The organism is Psychrobacter sp. UBA2514, from assembly GCF_002341255.1.
In the GTDB taxonomy this organism is placed as follows: domain Bacteria; phylum Pseudomonadota; class Gammaproteobacteria; order Pseudomonadales; family Moraxellaceae; genus Psychrobacter; species Psychrobacter pacificensis.
Window position 1 is genome coordinate 1 of sequence record NZ_DDNS01000015.1, and the last position, 19,577, is coordinate 19,577.

Here is a 19,577-nt window from a genome sequence, read left to right on the forward strand (position 1 = left end):
CTTTTTTAGTGGATTGACTATAACACCATGTTTTTATAGTAAATAACGTATAAAAAAAGGGACTCACCTATTGGCAAGTCCCTTTTTTTATCTCAGTAACGTTCATATTTACACTTACATCTTTGCTTTGATCGTAGTCACAATACCAGATAACGCATAAATGATACCGATCGCCAAGATACCAACAGGTATATCATAAAGCACAATACTCATGACCAGTACGCCAATGATAAGCACCACAAAGGGTACTTTCTTTTTATCAAACTCTTTAAAGCTGTAGTACTTAACATTACTGACCATAAGCAGACCACAAATGACCACCCACGCTGCGAACAAAAACATGATCGCCGTATCGTACTGACCAATCCATTCGTTATGATCAACTGCCACCATAACAGCAGAGGTTACTAGAATGGCGGCAAGCGGACTGGCCAAACCAACGAAGTATTTTTTATCGACAATGCCCACCTGCACATTGAAACGTGCAAGACGAAAGGCAGCACAGGCAGTAAAGACAAAGGCACAGCCAATCCCAATACGACCCAGCGGCTCTAGGGCAAAGCTATAAACCAACATAGCAGGCGCAACGCCAAACGCGAGCATATCTGCTAATGAATCATATTGCTCACCAAACGGGCTTTGGGCATTCAGCATACGGGCAACGCGACCGTCGGCACCATCTAGAATACCTGATAAAAAGATAGCCAAAGCCGCCTTGTAAAACTCGCCTTGCGTACTTGCCAAAATTGAATAAAATCCTGATAGCAGTGACAAAGTGGTAATCAAATTAGGCGCTAAATAGACACCGCGACTGACCACACGCTTACCTTCCGCGACTTCCGCCTCGACGACCTCAAAGGTCAAACCATCATAATTGTCATTGTCCGCTAGACGAATATTAAACTCATGCTCATCCATGTATGGAGGCTGGGTCGCTGCATTATCCTGCAACGCTCCCTCTTTTGGTGACATGTTATTTGGTTCGCCTTCAGGTGGCTGCATATTCGTCATCTTGATATCCTTATTGGCCAATATTGCTGTTCACTGACATCATCTACTGACGTCACTATTCACCAACCAGCCAGCGTACATTGGTCGCACTGTCAGGTGTTAAGTCTGGCGCATCTTCTACTTTTAGTACTGGCTGCAAGAAACGTAATATCTCGCGAGCATGGTTATCAAACTGCCATGGCGGATTGATAACCAGTAGACCTGTACCGTTCAGACCGACGGCCACATCATTAGGATAAATATTCAGCTCACAAACCAGCTGACGACGAATCTCGGTACGCTTGAGCTTCTTATAAAACAACTCAACCGCTTCGATATTTTTGATTGGGAACCACAGCGCATAAGTACCTTGTGGCCATTTGTTATAAGCCGAGACTAATAAATCGATCAGGCGCGTAAAGTCTTTATGCTCTTGCTCAAAGGGAGGATCAAGGAAAATTAAACCGCGCTTTTCTTTTGGGGGAATAACAGCGGTGATACCTTCAAAAGCATCACGATGCTGGATACCAATTGGCAGCTTATATAGCTGATAGTTCAGTGCATCATACTCAGTCGCTTTGGCTTCAAAAGCTTCGGCGCGCACGCCAGCATCAGGTTTTTTATCGGCGGTTTTTTCGACATGATGAGCAATCCACCACGGCGAACCCGGGTAGACTTTATTGTCGTAAGTGAATTTGGCTTGTTTAATACCTTTCATGTAATCTTTGACAGCGGCTGGTGCTTTTTCGGTATCTGCTTTCAAAAAAGCCTGAATACCGCCTTTGGCCTCCCCTGTCTTGCGCGCTTCTTCACTGCTTAGTGAATACAGTCCGCGGCCGCCATAAGCGTCAAGCACATAAAACGGTTTGTTTTTCTGCCCCAATTGATTGAGCAGTTGTACCAATAAAATGTGTTTAACCACATCAGCAAAGTTACCAGCGTGGTAGGCGTGTTTATAGTTCATAATCTCAAAAGTTTAAATAAGAAAAATTGCATCTATGGTAGCATAGGCGGAGTAAAAGATAATGTGGTTTTAGTAAGCGCTTTCGATAAAAACGCATTGAATGGCGGTATATTGACCATTGATTGATAAGAATGAGATGAAATGACGCAGATTATTAGCAACCTGAACAAGACAGCGTTGGTCGTTGATCATCCGATAGGACAGGACAATCCTCCGTTACTATCTCCAGACAGTCATAACGACGACCCTAACGCGCCTACCCAGAAGATGCTGCAACTGTCTGATTTTGCAGTCAACTGGGAAAATAGACTGACGGATGAGCAGCTTGATACATTTGTCACTGATGGCTGGCTCACTATTGATAATGTATTTAATAAGACCGCATTACTTGCGCTACAAGCAGAAAGCGGTTTTATTGACTATCGTGATGCGGCGCTAACCGCTGGCATTCGTATCAGTGATATTCGCGGTGATAGGATACGCTGGATCACCGAGAACTTTTTTGCAGGCTACTATTATCTACAAAGCATTAACGCCCTCGCCGCTCTGTTTAATCGTAGCTTATTCGCTGGTATTCGTCATAGCGAAGCGCATTATGCGTGTTATCCGATTGGCTTTGGCTATCAATGGCACAGCGACAATCCTGCTGGGCGCGATGAACGGGTGATCTCAGCGGTGTTTTATCTTAATGATGATTGGGAAGCGACTGACGGCGGCGCGCTAGAAGTCGTTGATAAGCATGGCACGCACCATGAAGTGATGCCAGTTGCCAACAGATTGATCATTTTCGACAGTGATTTGCAGCATCAAGTACAAATCGCGCATCGTCAGCGTTACTCTATTGCTACGTGGATGCGCCGTGACGGTCTTGTACCCTTTGTCGAAGTAGACGCTTAGCACCTATTACTCATTATCTATTTATATTTAACATTTTCATTATTATACAAAAGGCTAACCCATGTCAGACTCTCACCAACAGCCCACCCACCAACAAGCAACCTTAGACTTAAGTATTGCCTTGTTAGAACGTCCTTCAGTGACACCAGACGATGATGGTTGCCAAGACATATTGTCAGAGCGTTTGGAGCAAGCAGGCTTTGACTGCGAGTTTATGTACTATGGTGACAGACAAGCAAAGGGTGAACATGCTGAAGTTAAAAACTTGTGGGCACGCCGTGGCACGACGGATCCCGTAATTTGCTTTGCCGGTCATACAGACGTGGTACCAACGGGTGATGAAAAAAACTGGACGTATCCACCATTTACGCCAACCATTGCTGATGGCTATCTATGGGCGCGCGGTGCCGCCGATATGAAGACAGGCATTGCTGCCTTTACTATCGCCGCCGAACGCTTCGTTGCCAATCATCCTGAGCACAATGGTTCGATTGCTTTTTTGCTCACTTCAGATGAAGAAGGTCCATCAATCAACGGTACGGTCAAAGTCATCGAAACCTTAGAGGCTCGTCAAGAAAAAATTACTTATTGTCTTGTGGGTGAACCATCGAGCACGGATACGTTAGGCGATATTATCAAAAACGGTCGTCGTGGCTCGCTAGGCGCAGAGCTGACGGTCACAGGTAAGCAAGGTCATGTTGCCTATCCACATTTGGCCTGTAATCCTATTCATGCAGCGATGTCTGCCCTTGCTGAATTGACATCTACCGCATGGGATACTGGTAATGATTACTTCCCTGCCACTTCCTTGCAAATATCAAATATCAATGGCGGCACAGGTGCAACCAACGTCATTCCTGAAACGCTAAACGTTGTCTTTAACTTTCGCTTTTCGACAGAGACGACTGAAGATGAGCTAAAGGCAAAAACCCACGCTATCTTTGATAAGCACTTTGCTAATAGCCAAGTTTCAGAGAATAAAGCCAGTTACGACATCAATTGGAAGTTATCTGGTCAGCCGTTTTTGACCCCTGAAGGGAAACTGGTCTCGGCATGCCAAAACGCCATCAAAAAAGTCACCGATGTCGACACCACCTTATCAACCTCTGGCGGTACGTCCGATGGACGCTTTATTGCCCCGACTGGTGCGCAGGTTGTTGAATTAGGCGTACGTAACGCCACCATTCACCAGGTCGATGAAAAGGTTGAAGTTGATGATTTGGGCAGGTTAGCGCAGATTTATGAGGGAATTTTGAAGAATTTGTTGCTTGATTAGGCTCTACCGTATCAATGACGTTAATAAAACAGCAACAATAAAGGCAGCGCTTAAATGTTTAGCGCTGCCTTTATTTGTTTTAAGTATTATTGTAGCCTAATAAATAACCTGTATTAACAGTCACTTAAGATGATAACCACTAAAATTTGGGTAGATCCATTAAAAATAGGATATATAAATGTTGCTTACTGCTTGCAAACGATAATCATTATTGTTAATATTCGTTTTTACAAAAATGCAGCATTAATTTTTATGTTTTCGTTTTGGAGCCCGTGCGATGTCTCATCCTTATAAGTCTGTTACTATATTTTTATTGTCCACTTTAGCCTTGTCCATGCAGGCAGTTTATGCGCAAAGCGTTGATACCCAGCAAGGTAATCTCGAAGAATCAGCAGTCTCGGTAACCTTAGACGAAATTACTGTTATCGGTAGTAAAGACAATGTGCCCTTGATGACGGGTTCTGGTTATTACGTCGATAACGAACAGTTAGAAAATGAGTACATTACAGATATTAACCAAGTTTTAAAGACCGTGCCAGGGGTTTACGTCTCTGAAGAAGATGGGTTGGGCTTACGTCCTAACATCAGTATTCGTGCTGGTATCGGTGGACGTAGTAGTAAAGTGCATTTAATGGAGGACGGTATTCCTATCGCACCCGCTCCTTATGCTGCCCCTGCCGCCTACTATCATCCGACAGCGCTGCGTATGTCAGGTGTTGAGATTCTAAAAGGCGCGCCGCTGCTACGTTATGGGCCGCAAACGACTGGTGGCGTTATTAACTATTTATCAACCCCTATTCCTGCCACTAATGGCGGTCAAGCGATGACCTCAATCAACGACCGTGGCGGTGTGGATGTTCATGCTTATGCTGGTGGACGCGAAGGCGACTTTGCAGGCTCAATTGAAACTGTGCAACAACGAGGCAAAGGCTTTAAAGAAATTGATGGTAAAGACATTGGCGACTATGACAATCAAGATTATGTCCTAAAGGGTCGTTATCAGATCAATCCTGCGCATAGTTTGTTTGCCAAAGCACAGTATTCTGATAGATCTAGTGATGAGACTTACTTAGGTTTAACAGATGCTGACTTCAATAAAAATCCTAACAGACGCTACCCGATGTCTGCGCTTGATAACATACAAGACGAACATACCGGACTTAACTTGACGCACAACTGGATCACGGATAATAATAGCGAGCTACGTACTACCGCTTATTACAATAAAACCCATCGTAACTGGTATAAGCTCAATGATAACAAAATCAATGATTTTTATGAAGGCAATATCACCCAAGGGCAGCTAGATGGTACCGAGGATTTAGCAGGTATCGAATTAAAAGCCAATGATCGCACTTATTATAGTACCGGTGTTCAGACGAACTTCAATACTGACATTTTAAGTGCCTATGGCGATCACAATATTGATGTAGGTGCTCGCTATCACCGTGACAAAGTTGAGCGCTATCAGCCAAGCGATATTTTTAATCAGGTAGACGGTAATTTAATTTATCAAAGCACCAAAGTCCCTAATGGCAGTAATAACCGCGAAGAAAGAGCCAACGCAACTAGTCTTTGGCTAACTGATAAGTGGCAAGTGACTGACCCCTTACTTCTAAACCTAGCCATGCGTTACGAGTATATTGATACTGAAGAGACACGCGGTGTTGATACTGATAATCAAGCACGCGTGAGCAATACTCAGTCTATATTTTTGCCAGGTTTATCCGCAAGCTATCAACTCAATGATGAAGTACAGCTTATAGGTGGGGTCCACAAAGGCTTCAGCCCATTAGGTGCTGGAGTGTCCGAAGATGACAACACGGATCCTGAAGAAAGTATCAACTATGAAATCGGTACGCGCTATATTGATGGTAACAATTATATTGAGGCCGTTGGGTTTTATAGTGACTTTGATTCTGTAATCAGAAACTGCACAGAAAACGTGCCTTGCGGCAGTGGCTCAGATGCCATAACGTCAGGTACCGAAAAAGAGAGTGGTTCTGCGGTGATCGCAGGGCTTGAGTTAATGGCTGGCACTCGCTTTGATGGAGATGGATTCAGTATTCCGCTGCATGCCACTTATACTTACACCCAAGCTGAGCTTGCCGAGGACTACAAAGACACTTTAGATGGCGATCGCTTAACGCTAGTGCCCAAAAATCAAGCCAGTGTACGCGCCGGAATCGAGATGGATTCAGGTTGGGATACTTACTTGACTGCCAAATATGCTGGCGGCATTTGTGAATCAGTGGGCTGCAATCGTACTAATGAGCCGCGTAGCGAGACTGACTCGTTATTCACTTTTGATGCTATTACCCACTACCCTATCGGTTATGATGCTAAGGTCTTTGGTAAGGTTGAAAACATCGCTGACAAACAAGTTATTGTGAGCCGTACGCCATACGGTGCTAGACCAAACCTACCACGTACCTTTACCATTGGCGTGACTAAAGCTTTTTAACTAGCATTGAATAGATAACCTTGATACATTACTCCTAATGGAAAAATCCCCAGCTATAATAAAAATATAGCTGGGGATTTTTTATGACTGTATCAATAAGCATAAATAATGCTTCGTCGGCCTCATTGATCCAACTTACCTGAATAAATGCTTCTATCGTAGAGTAGCTACCTATTAAACAATACGCGCATAAGCTACACGCCTAAGCATCTTAAAAATCACTCATCTGATAGCTCAATTGATGCCGCGGCGCAGATTATTAGACCTCTTGCAAAAGTACCAGTTCATTGACTTTTACTGACGGAGTTACAAGGGCTAGCGATGACTTATCCAAGAGGTCTATTATAGTAAAGTAGACTTCTTATAGTGTTGATATGATAGCCTCACTCAATACCAATATAAAGATCCAATTGCCCATATTCTAAATTACCCCCAATATAATGCTCAAAATCGACATTATAAGTGCGAGTATGCTCGCAATCACGATCATGGAAGTACTCCCAAGCCTTCTCCCATGCATTCATGACCGTGTTAGGCATTCTGCCCTCTTCGGTGAATACTAAATACTTACCTTCGGGGATTATGACGCTGACCACATCGCTCATATTAGCCGCAATTTTACTGCCTGATTGCTCATCCTTCTCACTGGCTGTTTTCCAGCTAGCGACAACATCAAACGCGCCTGCTAAATCATCACTCTCATAGTTATGATAAATACCGTAAATATCTTCGCCTTCAGGCAACTGTCCTGCGTAATTCTGGTAAAACTTCTGCCACAATCTACCAAGCTTGGCAGTGTCGTGGCTAATCTCAGCGTGATTGGTGGTGCGAACACTGATACCGCGACACGCTATCGCTTCTGGCAGCTCTTTAGTTTGTGATGTCATGATGCGGCCTTTTTGATTTATTGAATTTTTATTGATAACACTGCTCAACGTTATAGAGTCGATTAGTCGGCTTCATCGATCCAATTCATTTGAATGGCTTCTAAGATACCTTCGTTTGAGCGCTGCGGATCATCATCAAAGCCTTCAAGCTCCGTCACCCAGCGATGCAAATCGGTAAAGCGTATGTACTGCGGATCAGTCTCTGGAAATTTTTCATAAAGCTCGATTGCGATATCTAAGCTGTCTGTCCATTTTAATTTTTGTGGGGTCATAACGGTACCTTTTTTTAGTCGTTTTAGAAATAGTAGTCTCGCCTTAGTATTGGCGATTTGATGGACTCTATCCTACCAAAATTTAGCAAATGATTATAGCCAAGTTATTATAGGGCGCTATTTTTTAATACTGGGTTTCAATGTGGTTTAGGCTGACTTGGTAGATTTCACAGCAACTTGGTGGTTATTCCATGTGTTAATCACTTCCGTCAACCGCTCCCCTGTCATATCCAACACCTCTGGCGTACGCATACCGGTATCATCGGTAAATACAAACTTGGTCATACCAACGCCCATGAGCTGATTTTTGACAAAAAATCGATGCTCAAAATACACATATTTGTGATCCCAGCCTGCAACCGCACTGCTAAGCGTCATTTTATCCAAAAACTTGATTTGTTTGAGATAAACCATCTCTTGCATGGCAATGACCCAGTTCAGAGGCTTGATGCCTTTTTCATGACAGCGTGCCATCACCCAGCGTGTCACGTTTAGCTCAATAAATGACAAGTAACGATAATTGGGCAGATGATCGCGAAACCCCATGTCATGCGGTAATACCCGATAGTTACGGACAGTCGGTGCGATCAAGGTCTCAAGACTAATCGTCTCACTCATGGGCTCATGCTTGAGCTGCTGCTTAAGCAAACTGACCATAATAAAAAAGCGCAGTAACATATTCATAAATAGTACTCTTACTTTGTTGTGTTTATGACTGAAGGTTGAACGGCTCAACGATATTTTTTTATCGTTGTTTCCGAAACGTTGATCACTTTAACGCAAAAAAAGCCACCTCAGTGACTTTCCTTGTTCAAAATCTTACGGGCGAGAGTCCTTTATTAACATCCTATTTTAAATGTTAGTGACCACCACCATTGATACTACGCACCATCTCTTCGACCATTTTCTTGGCATCACCAAAGATCATCATGGTTTTGTCCATATAGAAGAGGCTGTTATCAAGACCTGCATAGCCGGTGCTCATCGAACGCTTGATGACCATCACCGTTTGCGCTTTGTTGGCTTCTAAAATGGGCATACCAAAGATAGGAGATGTCGGATCGTCTTTTGCTGACGGATTGACGACGTCGTTGGCACCGATGACCAAGACCACATCGGTACTGGCAAAGTCGGAATTAATCTCATCCATCTCTAGAATATCATCATAAGGCACGTCGGCTTCTGCCAATAGTACGTTCATGTGCCCTGGCATACGACCAGCAACAGGATGAATGGCAAAGCGAACGTTGACACCTTCGTCTTTTAATAGCTCGTACAATTCTTTTACCGCGTTTTGCGCGCGGCCTTGTGCCATACCGTAACCTGGTACGATGACCACGTTGCTGGCATTGGACATAAGGAACCCTGCGTCTTCTGCTGAGCCTGATTTGTATGTTTTTGGTGCGCCATCATCACCGCCTGCAGCGGCCGCTGACGTGCCCATACCGCCAAACAAAACGTTTAGTAGAGAGCGGTTCATGGCTTTACACATGATATAAGATAAAATCGCACCTGAGGAGCCAACAAGCGAACCTGCGATAATGAGCATCGAGTTGCCAAGGGTAAAGCCAATACCTGCTGCCGCCCAACCTGAAAATGAGTTCAGTAGCGACACGACCACTGGCATATCACCGCCGCCGATAGGCGCAATCCACATCCAGCCAAAAATCACTGCAATCACTGTCATCGCATAAAACGCAGGCAAGGAATCCGTGACAAAATACACGCCGCCAAACCCAATCATCGCTATAAATAGCAAGGCTTGAACAGGTTTTACCCAGCCGCCAGTGACTGTTTTTGCCCAGCTTTTTGCCGCAAGCTTACCAAAAGCAAAGACAGAGGCAGAAAAAGTAATCGCACCGATAAAGCAACCGATAAATAGCTCAACACGGGCAACCGCGCCATGTTCTTGCTCAGTGTGTAATACCGTCGCAAGGGCAATCGCAACCGCTGCCAAACCGACAAATGAATGCATCAACGCTACGGTTTCTGGCATCTGCGTCATGGCAACGGTTTTTGCCTTCCACATACCAACCAGCGCACCTAAAATCATCGCGCCAATAATGAGCCAAAGGACAGGACCTTCTGCTAAAAAGAACGTCGTCACGACGGCAATCGCCATCGCTACCATACCAAAGCGGTTGCCACGAATCGCTGTCTTTGGACTCGACAATCCGCGTAACGTTAAAACAAAAAGGATCGCACCAACCAGATAGAACCAATCCGCATTCGCCGCAATCATCGCTGATAAATCATTCATGCGTTGCCTCCATTATCAGTGCTTGCTGCTGGGGCTTTTTTTACTTTGGGTTTGAACATCGCGAGCATACGTTCAGTCACCGCAAAACCACCAAAGATATTGATACTGGCCAAAAATACCGCAAAAGCACCAAGCAAACTGGTCGGTGTAAACATCGAGCCGTCGATATGGACAGTCTGTAGCATCGCACCGACGATCACGATACTTGATAAGGCGTTGGTCACCGCCATCAATGGCGTATGTAGCGCTGGGGTCACGCCCCAGACGACGTAGTATCCGACAAAGATAGCGAGTACAAATACGGTAAAAATCGCGACAAATGGTGTGCTACTCATGGCTGCACCGGCAGGCGCTGCCGCTAAAATGATGGCGATCATCTCATCCTCCTAAAAATTTATTCGTGTCTGGCAAATGTATGGCGACCAGCAAGGGCTAGCGTTTGGCCAAGCGCACTTGGTTGTCGTGGGTCACTGCCAGTGCACCCTGAATCTCATCTTCCATATCTAAGTTAAGCGAAAGGTCGTTTGCTGCTGCATCGTCGCCAGCAGGTGCAATCAAAGTCGTGATAAAGTTAACCAAGTTATTGGCGTATAGATCTGACGACTGTGCGGCTAGCATAGATGGGATATTGGCGGCACCAACGATACGTACGCCGTTTTCTGTGGTGATGGTCTCATTTGGCGCACTGCCTTCGACGTTACCACCGGTACCAGCAGCCATATCGATCAGGACAGAACCTGCTTTCATTTTGGCAAGGGTTGCCGCGTGCACGAGACGCGGGGCATTACGACCAGGAATCTGTGCTGTGGTAATGACAATGTCAGCATTGCTGAGTGCCTTGTCAACCACAGCAGCTTGGTCTTTGATATATTGTTCTGATGGCGTCCACGCATAGCCGCCCGTTGCTTTGGCTTTTTGTGCTTCGTCATCACTCATCGGCACATCCAGCCATTTACCACCAAGTGATTCGACCTGCTCTTTTGCCGCAGGACGCAAATCACTCGCTTCTACAACCGCGCCTAGACGCTTTGCCGTTGCAATCGCTTGCAGACCTGCCACGCCTACGCCCAAAATAACCACTTTGGCTGGCTTGACTGTACCCGCAGATGTCATAAACATAGGAAAAGGACGAGAGTATTCGTTAGCCGCGAGCAATACCGCTTTATAACCAGCAAGGTTAGCCTGCGATGACAATACGTCCATGTTTTGCGCACGTGATAATGTGCGCGGTAATAACTCCATTGCAAAAGCCGTCGCACCTTTGGCCGCATAAGTGTCAAGCTGAGTGTTGCGATACGGGTCTAGCATACCGACGACGATTTGGCCTGCACTCAAATGCTCTGCCACTTCGGCGGGCAAGTCGTGAATGGTGGTAATAATTTGAGACTGGGCAATCACCTCGGCGCTGCTGCTGGCAATGTCGGCTCCTGCCGCCTGATACAACGCATCAGCATAATACGCTGCTTGGCCTGCACCTGACTGAATGACGACTTCAAACCCAAGCTTGCGCAATTTTTTGACTGCGTCTGGGGTTAGTGCGACACGGCTTTCACTCGCGATATCTGCACTGATTACACCGATTTTCATATCGTCTCCTTACTTATATAGAATGACTTACCCTTAATACCCTCAACGCATTTTCAAAAGCATAGGGGACAAAAATCCTTAACCATGACTTATCCAATATCATAAATAAAGACTATCAATTTAATAAATGATGTATTGTTTACCATCATGCCTTTTTATTATAGAGACATAATCTGCCAACTTTCATTGTCTAATGATGACCAACAAGTAAGATAAAAAGTTAGGTATTGATACCATCTGCATAACTTTTGTTGTTATATTAAAGTTTTTTATTTTTTCAAAAAACCTCTATCCCTTATATAACAAGGTCTCGCTTTAATAGAGGCTAACTGTATGGACATTTACGCATTGCCATATCCCCTTAAAAAAAACATAAAACACTCAAGGTCAAGTCAAGTTAAACCCGCAGCTGTCGTATAATAAGAATGCTTGATATCTGAACAGGTCGGTCATTGACTCACGATAATAAGGACTCACCATGTATTTTTTACTCTCTCCTGCCAAATCTTTGAATGAAACAGACGCTATACCAGTGAACTTGGGCAACTACTATAGTCAGCCTGAACTGATCGCGCACTCACAGTCACTCATGAAAGTATTGAAGTCCAAAGAGCCCGTTGATCTGCAAGAGTTGATGAGCATCTCTGATGATCTTGCGCAACTCAATGCCACGCGCAATCAACAATGGCATTGGAGCGAAGATAAGCCGTTTACTGATGATGAGTCTGGTAATGCAGCAAAGCCGGCGGGCTACTTGTTCGACGGTGATGTTTATACCGGTCTTGATATGTATCACATGGATAAAGAAACCGCTGTCTATGTCAATGAACATCTGGGTATTTTGTCAGGTCTTTATGGGGTATTAAAACCGTTGGACTTGATTCAGCCTTATCGTTTAGAGATGGGTACAAAGCTAAAAAACGCGCGCGGTGATAATCTTTATGAGTTTTGGGGAGAAGAAATAACTGACGTTATCAATGCTCGTATGGCAGATAGTGAGGACAAGGTTTTGATCAATCTGGCGTCGAACGAGTATTTTAAAGCGGTGAAAAAGAAAGCACTGAAGGCGGATATCATCACGCCACGGTTCGAAGACGAAAAAAATGGTCAATATAAAGTCATTAGCTTTTATGCCAAAAAAGCACGCGGACTGATGGTCAAGTACGCAGCAGACAATAAGCTGACCAGTGCTGAGCAGCTAAAGCAGTTTGATTTGGCGGGTTATTATTACTGTATCGAGGCGTCTGATGATAAGAGGTGGACATTTCGTCGTGATGAGGCAGATGCCTAATCTTTTAGCCAAAACATACTTATCTTGCATAAAAAAACCCCCGATAAGCTTAGCCTATCGGGGGGTTTATTTGGACTAGATTTCACAGGTACGTGATATTATTCATACTTTCAGCGAAAAGCGGTTTATCGAGGAAAACAAGCGAAATAGTACTTATTGTACATTGAGCGTGTCTGACAAAGACAAACCGCTTTGCAGCGACAGTAAAATTACATCATACCGCCCATTCCACCCATACCGCCCATTCCACCAGCAGCGCCCATACCTGCCATTGCGTCTTCTTTTTCTGGTATGTCAGTGATCATGGCTTCAGTCGTTAGCATGAGACCTGCTACTGACGCTGCATTCTCTAGCGCTGAACGTGATACTTTTGCTGGATCAAGGATACCCATCTCAAGCATATCGCCGTACTCACCAGAGGCAGCATTGTAGCCGTAGTTGCCCGTGCCGTTTTTCACTGCGTTAACCACCACTGATGCTTCTTCGCCAGCGTTGGTAACGATTTGACGTAATGGTGCTTCCATCGCGCGGCGTAGGATGTTAATACCAGCGTCTTGGTCGTCGTTGTCGCCTTTTAGCTCAGACAATGCATTCATCGCACGAACTAATGCAACGCCGCCGCCAGGTACAACGCCTTCTTCAACCGCTGCACGAGTGGCATGTAGCGCATCGTCAACACGGTCTTTCTTCTCTTTCATTTCAGTTTCGGTCGCTGCGCCAACTTTGATTACTGCTACGCCGCCTGCCAGTTTTGCAACGCGCTCTTGTAGCTTTTCTTTATCGTAATCAGAAGTAGACTCTGCGATCTGACGGTTGATAGACTCAACACGATTTTCGATGTCAGCTTTGTTACCAGCGCCATCAACGATCACGGTGTTTTCTTTACCAACAGTGACTTTTTTCGCAGTACCCAATTGGTCAAGGGTCGCCGTCTCTAGGCTTAGTCCAATCTCTTCAGAGATTACCGTTCCGCCCGTTAGCGTTGCGATGTCTTCTAGCATGGCTTTACGACGATCGCCAAAACCTGGTGCTTTAACGGCACAAGTTTTTAGGCCACCACGCATGTTGTTTACAACTAAGGTTGCCAATGCTTCGTTTTCTACGTCTTCAGCGATGATTAGCAATGGCTTGCTTTGCTGCATGACTTGCTCAAGTAATGGCACGATCTCACGGATATTGCTGATTTTTTTGTCAACCAATAGGATATATGGGTTTTCAAATTCAGCAGTCAAGCTGTCTTGCTTATTAGCAAAGTATGGGCTGATATAACCACGGTCAAACTGCATACCTTCGACAACTTCTAGGGTATCTTCGAAGCTTGACCCTTCTTCAACGGTGATAACGCCTTGCTTACCCACTTTTTGCATCGCTTGCGAAATCAATTCACCGATTTTGGTGTCTGAGTTTGCAGAGATAGAACCGACTTGCGCGATGGCTTTTTCATCATCGGCTGGCGTTGATAGGTTATGGATTTCTTGCACGGCTGCGCGAACGGCTTTATCGATACCGCGCTTAAGATCCATTGGGTTCATACCAGCTGCCACTGACTTCATGCCTTCTTGCAAGATTGACTGAGCCAATACGGTCGCAGTCGTTGTACCATCACCAGCGACATCGTTTGTGCGGCTAGCAACTTCACGAACGAGCTGAGCACCCATGTTTTCAAATTTGTTTTCAAGCTCGATTTCTTTGGCAACTGACACACCATCTTTAGTGATGGTTGGCGCGCCAAATGACTTATCGATAACCACGTTGCGGCCTTTAGGGCCTAGGGTGACACGTACTGCATTTGCTAAAACGTTGACGCCGTCCATCATTTGTTTACGGGCATCTATGCCGAATTTTACGTCTTTTGCCATGGTAAATTACTCCATTATTATAAGTATGAGAATACAATTGAATGATTTGATAGTTGCTTATCAAAAGCGGTTATCAGAACCTGTGGTCAAGATGTGCTGAGTATAAAACGATACTCAAGAGGACTAGCCTTCTAGCACACCTAGTACATCAGACTCTTTCATAATCAATAGTTCTTCACCGTCAACCTTCACGGTTTGACCAGCATATTGACCGAACAAAACTTTGTCGCCAGCTTTTACATCTAACGCACGAGTTTCGCCATTGTCACGAACTTGGCCATTACCAACTGCAATGACTTCACCTTGTGAAGGTTTCTCTTGAGCAGAACCCGGCAATAAAATACCACCAGCAGTTTTTGTCTCTTCTTCTATGCGGCGGACGACGATACGGTCATGTAAAGGACGAATATTCATCGATATGACTCCAAAAATTGGTTGTTTGAATAAAGGGTTTATTTGAATTAATAGTCTCAATACCAGTATCTATAAGAGTCGCCATTCAATCATAGCAATCTAAAGATACGCTTTGAGCTTGTAACAAAAAGTGGGGGCAAGATAGGTTGGCTTCAAGTGTAAAGCCCAAAAATTTACAAGATTATTCTGACGGAATTTGATAGAGATGAGGCTTAATAGAGGCCATACGTTTTATTTACCCTCTATTGCTGGCTTTACAGCACGTTACCCTCGATGGTCGTATCAGATGTCATAGCAACATTCGCTACAATCGTCACACGTGCCGGTCGGTTCTTACTCTTGAAAATGTAACAGAGTATGACCATTATAAGCGTTGTGAACATAATAAGAATGACGATAGATGCTGCTATATCAGCATCTTATTAACTACTAAGAGGTATCTATGAGTTTTTTATCAATGCATAATAAATCACTGCCCAACGCTTCTAATAATACGAAACGCAGTCCATCTAAGTTTTTATCTGCCTTAATCACAGGTATCAGTATTTCTACCATTGGAGCCTTGAGTATGACCGCACCCACTCTTGCCAGCGCAAAGACTGTTCAGCCAACAACGGCCAACTATAGTTTTACCGTTGAAGACAAATACAAAGGAACCGCGACTCGTACGTTAAACAAATCCGGCAATACTTGGAAATACAACGTTAAGGCTCGCGTCGCCGGGGTAGCTAGTGCCTCGCAAAACAGTACGTTTACCCTCAATGGTAATAATGTCATTCCAACCCAAGCCAGCACCACTTATAAGCTATTAGGATTGGGTCGTACCCACAAACTAAACTTTAACCCAAATAGCAAAAAGGTGACCAGCAACTATAAAGGCAAAACCACGACGCTGAGTATGCCGCAGCAAGCCTTTGATGATTTGAGTCTTGAGGTGCAAATTCGTCAAGATCTGTTAAATGGTAAGTTCACTGGCAATTACTACATGGCAAAAAAAGACAAAATCGAAAAGACCCCATTTAAAAAATCTGGCAGCACCAAAATTACCGTTCCAGCCGGTACCTTTGATACTGTCCGTGTTGACCGTATTCATGACGACAATGACCGCTCAACCAGTTTTTGGTTAGCGCCGAGCTTGGATTATTTGCCCATAAAAGTTAGTCAGATCAATGATGGTAAGAAGATGGATTTGGAATTGACTAAGGTTAACTAATCCAAGTATGTAAACAGAAGCGTTGAAAAGTAATACTGCAATAAAAAAGCGGCGTCCTATTTGGAACGCCGCTTTTTTATATCTTAAGATTAATGACTATTATTACAGCCTACTAATGAGAACGCGGTTTTTTAACAACATTATTCATCGACGGCAAGCGTTTTAGTAAAATAAACAACCAAACGTTGATGGCAAACAACAATACAAAATCAATCAGATATACCGCTATTTCCGCCCAGCTGCTGCCATACGCGCGCGTAAACAGCACCACGCCACTTGCGCCCAAATATACTAGAGTAAACATACTACCGACCAATAACGCATAAGGCGAGCGCCCGCGCACGATCCATGGCGTCAGTATAAAAGCTGGCAAAAGCCATAGTGCTTGCCAGGCGATACCGCCCACAATATCAGGGCTGCTTGGATTAAAAATACTGATAAAAATAGGCAGTCCCATTAATCTATAAACCAGCCAAATCAGCCACGTCATCATCAAGCGCTGCGCAATAGGTGCGATAGGCTTGGTAACTTTAGGAGACTTACTGTTAGAGTGGTTTGTAGCCATTAGAGATTTTTACTTCCTAAATGAATAGCATAGATATGTCGCTATTAGCGATTAATCATCAGTATTTGAGTGCAAAGAGTGTTTAAGTATCAAGCTTGAGCTATAACACCGGTTACATGAGACTCGATTAGCGACCCCAGTTTGCTTGTGCTAAAGCAGTAGCGGTGATTGCCAAGCGGCGACCTTGTGCAATACCTAGGTCACGCTCGTCTGCCGATACTGGCTGATCATGCGCCGCACCACTGACATGACTGGCACCATAAGGCGTCCCGCCGCGATGCGTCCGATTTAATGCAGGTTCAGCATACGGTACCCCCACGATGACCATCCCGTGATGCATTAATGGTAACATCATCGTGAGCAATGTGGACTCTTGGCCACCATGCATAGAGCCTGTCGCCGTAAATACCGAGGCAGGCTTGTTTTGTAGATTTCCCGCCAGCCAGAGCGTGACGGTATTGTCCCAAAAATACTTCATGGGCGCGGCCATATTGCCAAAGTGCGTCGGGCTACCCAGTGCAAGGCCGCTACAGTCTTTGAGATCATCCATCGTACAATACAAGTCACCTTCATCAGGTATCGCAGGCTTGCTCAATGTGGTTTCAGGTGCCACCGTCGGGACAGTACGAATACGTGCGGTCATGCCAGCATCTTCGATCCCTTGAGCGATGGCGTATGCCAATGTCTTTGTCGTGCCATAATTTGAATAATAAAGCACCAAAACGTAAGGGTTGGCCTGACTCATTAACCGTCCTTCCTCATAAAATCATTGATAGTATTATCTATATATCATTATTTATCGATCAATAACGATACCGCCCGCGATAGGCGATGCGATGATGTGCTCATTATGCCCCAGTCATTCACCCACATGCAAACCAGCTGACGACTATTTTACGACCACCTACTCCAGCTACGCCTACCTGATGCCTTATCAAAGAGCCGCTGTGCATTTTGACACAATTAAACGGCAGATGATAACGACGCATCTTTGTTACACTATTGTCTCTCTACTTCTTGCTAAATGGTCACTATGGAAAACTTAAGCAAAAGACTCCCATTTTTACATCAGCGCTGGTTCCAGTTTTTACGGTTTTTGACGCGGCACTTTTTTGAAGACAACTGTCAGCAAAAAGCAGCATCGCTAACCTACACGACTATGCTGTCGATCGTGCCTGTATTAACCGTTTTGCTCATGATATTGTCCTCTGTACCGGCACTGGCATCCGTCAGAGCGCAGATATACGAGGTCATTTATAGCAACTTGTTGCCGCAATCGAGCATGCAAGTCAGTGAGTATATCAATGACTTCGCCGAAAAATCATCGAACCTTACCATCATCGGCGCCATGGTGCTATTTTTTACCACCATCATGACCTTGACCACCATTGAGCGTGCCTTTAATCAAATCTGGCGGGTGGAGAGCCGCTCAGGTGGTATAAAGAGTCTGCTGCGCTATTGGACAATTGTGACCTTGGGGCCTATGGTGCTGGGTACGGCGTTTATCGCTTCAAGCACGGTACAAAGCTTGAGTTTTTTAAATCGCCAAATCGCAGGCTACGGGATCGATTGGGGGTTTTGGGTACAAGTGGTGTCGGTTGGTATCACCATGGCCGGCTTTATAGGGATGTATTGGTTTATTCCCAAAGCTCGTGTGCCCGCAAAAAATGCAGCCATCGCTGGGGTCTTGGTGACGATTATCTTTGAGCTGATGAAGCATCTGTTTGGCACAGTGATGGCAAACTTTACCAGCTACGAGGCCATTTACGGAGCTTTTGCCGCCTTGCCTATCTTTTTGTTATGGATATACCTGTCTTGGAATTTGATTTTGTTAGGCGTTGAGATCAGCTATACCTTAACCATTTTTGAGACCGAAGAAGTCTACCCGCGCCATCCCCTACTTAGCTTGCTGGACATGCTGAACTTGGTATATACCCATCATTTAAAAGGTGAGGCCGTCAGCGAACAAGCGCTGCGCAATGTGTTGGGACGCAAAGAGCTACCCAAATGGTACACCTATATCAACTACCTCCAAGACAGTAACCTCATCACCATGACCGAAGATGAGGACTATGTACTCAAAAAAGACTTGAGCAAGATGACATTGTGGGATTTTTATCGCACCTTGCCTTATCCATTGCCTATTAAGGATGAGCTTGATGAGATGAGGCTAGAAGAGCAAAAGCCATGGCTCAGCCTTCTAGTGGATCGATTTGAGCATACGGAAGCCTATGCCAAGCAGCAGCTAGACTTGCCGTTGAATGTTATCTTTACCAACGCCGAACCGCGCAAAAACCCTGATGATAAAGGGACGAATAAAAACACCCCACACCCTTTATTTAAAAAACCTGAATTTAGAAAAACATCGCAAGCCGTTCCTAACAGCTTAGCTCGACAGTCAACTGATACAACAGCGACCCCGCACTTTGATCCAGCCGCTTATGACAAGGACAGTAAGGTTGAGTGTGATGCACATGATAATGAAATCATCATTCCTATAGACCCAAAAACGCCGCCGTCTCCACAAACCAGCAGATGGGGACACAAAAGCACAATCATCACCGAAGCGGACAACCCTAAGCACGGCTCTAGCAATAAAAATTAGTTTGCTAAAGTAGATAAAAGAAAGCTGATTGGA

18 protein-coding genes are annotated in these 19,577 nt (G+C 44.8%); 6 read left to right on the forward strand and 12 right to left on the reverse strand.

Annotation, left to right across the window (positions count from 1 at the left end):
- Positions 1-114: 114 nt before the first annotated feature.
- Positions 115-918 carry a CDP-diacylglycerol--serine O-phosphatidyltransferase gene (pssA, locus tag B3V51_RS05285; protein ID WP_212564545.1) on the reverse strand — a complete coding sequence of 268 codons (804 nt, stop codon included), beginning with the start codon at positions 916-918 and terminating at the stop codon, positions 115-117.
- Positions 919-1,066: 148 nt separating this feature from the next.
- Positions 1,067-1,954 carry a 23S rRNA (adenine(2030)-N(6))-methyltransferase RlmJ gene (locus B3V51_RS05290; RefSeq protein ID WP_212563810.1) on the reverse strand — a complete coding sequence of 296 codons (888 nt, stop codon included), beginning with the start codon at positions 1,952-1,954 and terminating at the stop codon, positions 1,067-1,069.
- 141 nt (positions 1,955-2,095) lie between these two features.
- On the opposite strand from B3V51_RS05290, the gene B3V51_RS05295 reads away from it, so the two are divergent.
- From B3V51_RS05295 to B3V51_RS05305, 3 genes are all read left to right on the forward strand, one after another.
- A complete protein-coding gene (locus B3V51_RS05295; RefSeq protein ID WP_212563811.1) occupies positions 2,096-2,851 on the forward strand; it encodes a 2OG-Fe(II) oxygenase in 756 nt (251 codons plus the stop codon).
- A 61-nt stretch (positions 2,852-2,912) separates the two neighbouring features.
- The gene (gene dapE / locus B3V51_RS05300; RefSeq protein WP_212563812.1) at positions 2,913-4,127 is read left to right on the forward strand and encodes a succinyl-diaminopimelate desuccinylase; all 1,215 of its coding nucleotides are present in this window, start codon (positions 2,913-2,915) and stop codon (positions 4,125-4,127) included.
- Positions 4,128-4,404: 277 nt separating this feature from the next.
- On the forward strand, positions 4,405-6,591 hold the full coding sequence (locus tag B3V51_RS05305) for a TonB-dependent receptor family protein (protein WP_071003240.1): 2,187 nt from the start codon (positions 4,405-4,407) through the stop codon (positions 6,589-6,591).
- 383 nt (positions 6,592-6,974) lie between these two features.
- On the opposite strand, the gene B3V51_RS05310 is transcribed toward B3V51_RS05305, so the two are convergent.
- The 6 genes from B3V51_RS05310 to B3V51_RS05335 all read right to left on the reverse strand — a co-directional run bounded on the left by B3V51_RS05310 (position 6,975) and on the right by B3V51_RS05335 (position 11,597).
- Complete coding sequence (locus tag B3V51_RS05310; protein ID WP_186475001.1) at positions 6,975-7,478, reverse strand: GyrI-like domain-containing protein; 504 nt, start codon at positions 7,476-7,478, stop codon at positions 6,975-6,977.
- 62 nt (positions 7,479-7,540) lie between these two features.
- A complete protein-coding gene (gene iscX, locus B3V51_RS05315; protein ID WP_011279849.1) occupies positions 7,541-7,750 on the reverse strand; it encodes a Fe-S cluster assembly protein IscX in 210 nt (69 codons plus the stop codon).
- Between the two features lie 147 nt (positions 7,751-7,897).
- A complete protein-coding gene (locus tag B3V51_RS05320) occupies positions 7,898-8,434 on the reverse strand; it encodes an acyl-CoA thioesterase (protein ID WP_186475002.1) in 537 nt (178 codons plus the stop codon).
- Positions 8,435-8,609: 175 nt separating this feature from the next.
- On the reverse strand, positions 8,610-10,010 hold the full coding sequence (locus B3V51_RS05325) for an NAD(P)(+) transhydrogenase (Re/Si-specific) subunit beta (RefSeq protein ID WP_414706365.1): 1,401 nt from the start codon (positions 10,008-10,010) through the stop codon (positions 8,610-8,612).
- Positions 10,007-10,345: a proton-translocating transhydrogenase family protein gene (locus tag B3V51_RS05330; protein WP_212564546.1), complete on the reverse strand. Its 339-nt coding sequence runs from the start codon at positions 10,343-10,345 to the stop codon at positions 10,007-10,009. Before B3V51_RS05330 ends, B3V51_RS05325 begins: the two co-directional genes overlap by 4 nt.
- A 97-nt stretch (positions 10,346-10,442) precedes the next feature.
- Positions 10,443-11,597 (reverse strand): NAD(P) transhydrogenase subunit alpha, encoded by a 1,155-nt coding sequence (locus B3V51_RS05335; protein WP_186475004.1) that lies wholly within the window; start codon positions 11,595-11,597, stop codon positions 10,443-10,445.
- A gap of 478 nt (positions 11,598-12,075) precedes the next feature.
- Here B3V51_RS05335 and yaaA point away from each other — a divergent pair, with 478 nt between their 5' ends.
- Positions 12,076-12,888 (forward strand): peroxide stress protein YaaA, encoded by an 813-nt coding sequence (yaaA, locus tag B3V51_RS05340; protein ID WP_212563813.1) that lies wholly within the window; start codon positions 12,076-12,078, stop codon positions 12,886-12,888.
- A gap of 209 nt (positions 12,889-13,097) precedes the next feature.
- Here the strand turns inward: yaaA and groL are convergent, their stop codons facing one another.
- Positions 13,098-14,747, reverse strand: coding sequence for a chaperonin GroEL (gene groL / locus B3V51_RS05345; RefSeq protein ID WP_212563814.1), 1,650 nt, complete (start codon positions 14,745-14,747; stop codon positions 13,098-13,100).
- Positions 14,748-14,870: 123 nt separating this feature from the next.
- Positions 14,871-15,161: a co-chaperone GroES gene (gene groES, locus B3V51_RS05350; RefSeq protein ID WP_058024926.1), complete on the reverse strand. Its 291-nt coding sequence runs from the start codon at positions 15,159-15,161 to the stop codon at positions 14,871-14,873.
- A gap of 457 nt (positions 15,162-15,618) precedes the next feature.
- Between groES and B3V51_RS05355 the strand changes: the two genes are divergently transcribed.
- Positions 15,619-16,374 (forward strand): DUF3108 domain-containing protein, encoded by a 756-nt coding sequence (locus B3V51_RS05355; protein WP_227674299.1) that lies wholly within the window; start codon positions 15,619-15,621, stop codon positions 16,372-16,374.
- 112 nt (positions 16,375-16,486) lie between these two features.
- Here B3V51_RS05355 and B3V51_RS05360 read toward each other — a convergent pair whose 3' ends face one another.
- Positions 16,487-16,939, reverse strand: coding sequence for a hypothetical protein (locus B3V51_RS05360; protein WP_212563815.1), 453 nt, complete (start codon positions 16,937-16,939; stop codon positions 16,487-16,489).
- A 127-nt stretch (positions 16,940-17,066) separates the two neighbouring features.
- On the reverse strand, positions 17,067-17,684 hold the full coding sequence (wrbA, locus tag B3V51_RS05365) for an NAD(P)H:quinone oxidoreductase (RefSeq protein WP_075106955.1): 618 nt from the start codon (positions 17,682-17,684) through the stop codon (positions 17,067-17,069).
- A 288-nt stretch (positions 17,685-17,972) separates the two neighbouring features.
- Here wrbA and B3V51_RS05370 point away from each other — a divergent pair, with 288 nt between their 5' ends.
- Positions 17,973-19,544: a YihY/virulence factor BrkB family protein gene (locus B3V51_RS05370; RefSeq protein WP_212563816.1), complete on the forward strand. Its 1,572-nt coding sequence runs from the start codon at positions 17,973-17,975 to the stop codon at positions 19,542-19,544.
- The last annotated feature ends 33 nt before the right edge of the window (positions 19,545-19,577 follow it).

Coding starts and splice junctions, on each gene's coding strand:
- pssA (WP_212564545.1), bottom strand. CDS start 918: ATGGATGAGCATGAGTTTAATATTCGTCTAGCGGACAATGACAATTAT.
- B3V51_RS05290 (WP_212563810.1), bottom strand. CDS start 1,954: ATGAACTATAAACACGCCTACCACGCTGGTAACTTTGCTGATGTGGTT.
- B3V51_RS05295 (WP_212563811.1), top strand. CDS start 2,096: ATGACGCAGATTATTAGCAACCTGAACAAGACAGCGTTGGTCGTTGAT.
- dapE (WP_212563812.1), top strand. CDS start 2,913: ATGTCAGACTCTCACCAACAGCCCACCCACCAACAAGCAACCTTAGAC.
- B3V51_RS05305 (WP_071003240.1), top strand. CDS start 4,405: ATGTCTCATCCTTATAAGTCTGTTACTATATTTTTATTGTCCACTTTA.
- B3V51_RS05310 (WP_186475001.1), bottom strand. CDS start 7,478: ATGACATCACAAACTAAAGAGCTGCCAGAAGCGATAGCGTGTCGCGGT.
- iscX (WP_011279849.1), bottom strand. CDS start 7,750: ATGACCCCACAAAAATTAAAATGGACAGACAGCTTAGATATCGCAATC.
- B3V51_RS05320 (WP_186475002.1), bottom strand. CDS start 8,434: ATGAATATGTTACTGCGCTTTTTTATTATGGTCAGTTTGCTTAAGCAG.
- B3V51_RS05325 (WP_414706365.1), bottom strand. CDS start 10,010: ATGAATGATTTATCAGCGATGATTGCGGCGAATGCGGATTGGTTCTAT.
- B3V51_RS05330 (WP_212564546.1), bottom strand. CDS start 10,345: ATGAGTAGCACACCATTTGTCGCGATTTTTACCGTATTTGTACTCGCT.
- B3V51_RS05335 (WP_186475004.1), bottom strand. CDS start 11,597: ATGAAAATCGGTGTAATCAGTGCAGATATCGCGAGTGAAAGCCGTGTC.
- yaaA (WP_212563813.1), top strand. CDS start 12,076: ATGTATTTTTTACTCTCTCCTGCCAAATCTTTGAATGAAACAGACGCT.
- groL (WP_212563814.1), bottom strand. CDS start 14,747: ATGGCAAAAGACGTAAAATTCGGCATAGATGCCCGTAAACAAATGATG.
- groES (WP_058024926.1), bottom strand. CDS start 15,161: ATGAATATTCGTCCTTTACATGACCGTATCGTCGTCCGCCGCATAGAA.
- B3V51_RS05355 (WP_227674299.1), top strand. CDS start 15,619: ATGCATAATAAATCACTGCCCAACGCTTCTAATAATACGAAACGCAGT.
- B3V51_RS05360 (WP_212563815.1), bottom strand. CDS start 16,939: ATGGCTACAAACCACTCTAACAGTAAGTCTCCTAAAGTTACCAAGCCT.
- wrbA (WP_075106955.1), bottom strand. CDS start 17,684: ATGAGTCAGGCCAACCCTTACGTTTTGGTGCTTTATTATTCAAATTAT.
- B3V51_RS05370 (WP_212563816.1), top strand. CDS start 17,973: ATGGAAAACTTAAGCAAAAGACTCCCATTTTTACATCAGCGCTGGTTC.